The 3,750-nt window shown below is 68.0% G+C and carries 2 protein-coding genes; one reads left to right on the top strand and one right to left on the bottom strand.

Going from position 1 to position 3,750, the window contains the following annotated elements; all coding sequences use genetic code 11:
• On the bottom strand, positions 1 to 1,256 hold a 1,256-nt coding region (locus AX709_RS05010; protein ID WP_066547509.1), incomplete at its 3' end, for a dicarboxylate/amino acid:cation symporter.
• A gap of 177 nt (positions 1,257 to 1,433) precedes the next feature.
• Here AX709_RS05010 and alaS point away from each other — a divergent pair.
• Positions 1,434 to 3,750: alanine--tRNA ligase (gene alaS, locus AX709_RS05005; protein WP_066547508.1), on the top strand; the 2,317-nt coding region annotated here is incomplete at its 3' end.

The following is a 3,750-nucleotide window of genomic DNA, read 5'->3' as shown; positions in this document are numbered from 1 at the left end:
ATCGTGGGCGATTCGGGTGCGTCGAGCCCGCCCTCCCACTTGGCGATGACGCTGGCGGCGATCGCGTTGCCGATGACGTTGGTCGCGGTGCGCCCCATGTCGAGGAAGTGATCGACCGCGAGGATCAGGAGCAAGCCGGCTTCGGGAATGTCGAACAGCGCGAGCGTCGCGGAGATGACCACCAGGCTGGCGCGCGGGACGCCCGCCACGCCCTTTGACGTGATCATCAGCACCAGCAGCATCGTGATCATCTGGCCCCAGCTCAAGTCGATGCCATAGGCCTGCGCGATGAAGATCGACGCGAAGGTCATGTACATCATCGACCCGTCGAGATTGAACGAATAGCCGAGCGGCAGCACGAAGCTGGCGATGCGCGGCGGCACGCCGAAGCGGTCGAGCGCCTCCAGCGTGCGCGGATACGCGGCCTCCGACGAGGCGGTCGAGAAACCGAGCAGGATCGGATCGCGCAGATAGCGGATCAGCTGGCCGACGCGCGGGCCGATGATCGCGAACGCCACGCCGAGCAGGATCGTCCACAGCAGGAAAAGGCCGATATAGAAGCTGGCCATGAAATAGGCGAGGTCGCCGATCACGCCCGGGCCGCGCTCCGCCAGCGTGCCCGCGACCGCGGCGAACACCGCGAAGGGGGCGAAACGCATCACATAGTCGGTGATCTGGAGCATCACCGCGACCAGCCCCTCGAGCGCGCGGACGAGCGGCGCGCCTTTCTCGCCCACCGCGGTGAGTGCCACGCCGACGAACACCGAGAAGACGACGATCTGAAGGATCTCGTTGCTCGCCATCGCCTCGATCATCGAGGCGGGGACGAGGTGCGCGACGAAATCCTTGAGGTTGAAGCCCGCCTGGGCGACCCCCGATGCGGCATCGGTGGGGGGCAGCGGCAGGTTGAGCCCGACGCCCGGCTGGAGCAAGTTGACGAGGACCAGGCCCAGCGACAGCGAGATGAGGCTGGCGCACACGAACCAGGCGAGCGAGCGGAAGCCGACGCGGCCTAGAGTCGAGCTGTCGCCCATATGTGCGATGCCGACCACCAGCGTGGAGAAGACGAGCGGCGCGATGATCATCTTGATCAGGCGCAGGAACACCGTGGTGATGATCGATAGATATCCGGCAATCTCCTTGAGCTGGGCGGTGCCCGCGCCGCCGCCGTCGTCGATCGCCGCATTCAGCCCCCAGCCGACGATCAGCCCGAGCACCAGTGCGATCAGGATGTAATAGGTCAGCCGTTTGGCCATGCGTCGTCGTTCCTCTGGTCAATCATGCGTGGCGCGTTGCGGCCCTGTCAGTTCAAGGGGTGCCGCCCCGGGGCGCGAATGGCAACCCCCGGCGCGCCGCTCCGTCGGGACGGGGCGTGACGAAGGCGGCATTTCTGTCGCTTGAGGTGTGGCGCGCCACCGCCTAGATCAGCGGGCATGACATCGACCAACGACATCCGCCGCACGTTCCTCGACTATTTCGAGCGGGAGGGGCATGCCCGCGTGCCGAGCGCACCGCTGGTCCCGCACAATGACCCGACGCTCATGTTCGTGAACGCGGGCATGGTGCCGTTCAAGAACGTCTTCACCGGGCTGGAAAGCCGGCCTTATTCGACTGCGGTGAGCAGCCAGAAATGCGTGCGCGCCGGCGGCAAGCACAACGACCTCGACAATGTCGGCTATACCGCGCGCCACCACACATTGTTCGAGATGCTCGGCAATTTTTCGTTCGGCGACTATTTCAAGGATCGCGCGATCGAGCTCGCGTGGAACCTGATCACCCGCGAATGGGGGATCGCGAAGGACCGGCTGACCGTCACCGTCTATCATACCGACGACCAGGCGTTCGATCTGTGGAAGAAGATCGCGGGATTGCCCGACGACCGCATCATCCGCATCGCGACCAAGGACAATTTCTGGGCGATGGGCGACGATGGCCCGTGCGGCCCATGCTCGGAAATCTTCTTCGACCATGGCGATCACATCCCCGGGGGGCCGCCCGGCAGCCCGGACGAGGACGGCGATCGCTTTGTCGAGGTGTGGAACCTGGTCTTCATGCAATATGTCCAGGCGGCGAACGAGATCGTCGGCGACCTGCCGCGCCCGTCGATCGACACCGGCATGGGACTGGAGCGCATCGCCGCGGTGCTGCAGGGGGTGCACGACAATTACGACACCGACACGTTCCGCGCGCTGATCGACGAATCGGGCGCGCTGTCTGGCGCGGCGATCGACGGCGCGCACCGCGCCAGCCACCGGGTGATCGCCGACCATCTGCGCGCGTCGGGGTTCCTGGTCGCCGACGGGGTGCTGCCCGCCAATGAAGGGCGCGGCTATGTGCTGCGCCGGATCATGCGCCGGGCGATGCGCCACGCGCACCTGATTGGTGCCAAGGACCCGCTGATGCACCGGCTGGTGCCGTCGCTGGTGGCGGAGATGGGCGGCGCCTATCCCGAGCTGCTGCGCGCCCAGCCGCTGATCGAGGCGACGCTGTTGCAGGAGGAAACGCGGTTCCGCCAGACGCTGACCAACGGCCTGCGGCTGCTGGACGATGCGACGCGCGGGCTGGGTGCGGGCGACACGCTGCCCGGCGAGACCGCGTTCAAGCTCTATGACACCTACGGCTTTCCCTATGACCTGACCGAAGATGCGTTGCGTGCGGCGTCGATCAGCGTCGACCGCGCCGGGTTCGATGCCGCGATGGCTGAGCAGAAGCGGGCCGCGCGCGCCGCCTGGAAGGGATCGGGCGCGAAGGCGAGTGACGAGGTCTGGTTCGACATCGCCGACGAGGTCGGGTCGAGCGAGTTCATCGGCTACACCGCGGATGCGGGCGAGGGCCAGGTAGTGGCGCTGGTCCGCGACGGCGTGCGCGTCGAGCGGGCGGGCGCGGGGGAGGCGGTGACGATCGTCACCAACCAGACGCCCTTTTACGGCGAAAGCGGCGGTCAGATGGGCGACGCGGGCACGATCGGCAACGACCGGGGCCTGTCCGCGGTTGTCGAGGACACGTCGAAGCCGCTGGGCCGGCTGCACGCGCATCATGCCCGGATCGACAGCGGCGAGATCGCGGTCGGCGATACGGTGCATCTGGCGATCGACGCCGATCGCCGCGCGCGGCTGCGCGCCAATCATTCGGCGACCCACCTGCTGCATGCGGCGCTGCGCCACCGGCTGGGCGGGCATGTGACGCAGAAGGGCAGCCTGGTCGCGCCCGACCGGCTGCGCTTCGACTTTTCGCAACCGACCGCGCTGAGCGCGGACGACATCGCAGCGATCGAGGCGGAGGTGAACGCCCAGATCCGGGGCAATGACGCGGTGACGACGCGGCTGATGACCCCCGACGACGCGGTGGCGGCGGGCGCGCTGGCGCTGTTCGGCGAGAAATATGGCGACGAGGTGCGCGTGCTGTCGATGGGACGCGGCACCGATGCGAGCTATTCGGTCGAGCTGTGCGGCGGGACGCATGTCAACGCGCTGGGCGACATCGCGCTGTTCAAGATCATCGGCGAAAGCGCGGTGTCGAGCGGGGTGCGGCGCATCGAGGCGCTGACCGGCGAGGCGGCGCGCCAGTGGCTGACCGCACGCGAGGACCGGCTGCGCGAGGCGGCGAGCGTGCTGAAGGCCGCGCCCGACGAGGTGCCGGCGCGCGTCGTCGCGCTGGTCGAGGAACGCCGGCGGCTGGAGCGCGAGCTGGCTGAGGCGAAGAAGGCGCTCGCCCTGGGCGGCGGCGCGGGCGGCGGTGCGGCTGCCGCGC

It is taken from the genome of Sphingomonas sp. CCH15-F11 (assembly GCF_001557005.1).
Classification (GTDB): domain Bacteria; phylum Pseudomonadota; class Alphaproteobacteria; order Sphingomonadales; family Sphingomonadaceae; genus Sphingomonas.
Note: the sequence above shows the minus strand (reverse complement) of the source record. Positions and strands in the feature narration are given on the sequence as shown.